Source organism: Shewanella saliphila, assembly GCF_014648295.1.
GTDB classification, from domain to species: domain Bacteria; phylum Pseudomonadota; class Gammaproteobacteria; order Enterobacterales; family Shewanellaceae; genus Shewanella; species Shewanella saliphila.
The window spans coordinates 1-836 of the sequence record NZ_BMQV01000044.1; positions in this window are offsets into that span (position 1 = coordinate 1).

The following is an 836-nucleotide window of genomic DNA, read 5'->3' on the forward strand; positions in this document are numbered from 1 at the left end:
TATAACGATATCGTGGAGCAGTGTTGTAAAGCCTGGAATATATTTATTCAGTGCAAGGATAGGGTAAAAAGTTTGTGTACACGAGACTGGGCTAATATGGGCAAAGTCTAATGCGGATTGGTATTAAAGCCCCAAAGCATAGTTTGCTTTGGGGCTTTTGTTTGCATTGCATATATTATTATTTTTAAGCGCTACCTTGCGCAGAGGTTATTTATTGCTTAAGAGGGATATCCTTCTTTGAGGATTGATTCACTTAAGCTCAATTCTGCCAAAGGCAGGAATAAAAGTGACGTTATTGGATATAGAGTCTGGGGGCCCAATAACGCCTGAACTATTGCGTTAACCTGTCCATGGTTAACGGTTTACATAAAGCGGCAAGGATGCAAGATGCAGTGCGCTTATTGTTTTTATTAGTTTGTTACTGTGCTTTAGCGTGCTGGGGGCTAGCTAAAACACGGTCAAACATCCTTGCCATAACTGAGGTGGTAGCACTGACTGCGCCTATCCACCGAATAAAAGTGACGTTATTGGATATAGAGTCTGGGGACCCAATAACGCCTGAACTATTGCGTTAACCTGTCCATGGTTAACGGTTTACATAAAACGGCAAGGATGCAAGATGCAGTGCGCTTATTGTTTTTATTAGTTTGTTACTGTGTTTTAGCGTGCTGGGGACTAGCTAAAACACGGTCAAACATCCTTGCCATAACTGAGGTGGTAGCACTTACTGCGCCTATCCACCGAATAAAAGTGACGTTATTGGATATAGAGTCTGGGGACCCAATAACGCCTGAACTATTGCGTTAACCTGTCCATGGTTAACGGTTTACATAAAA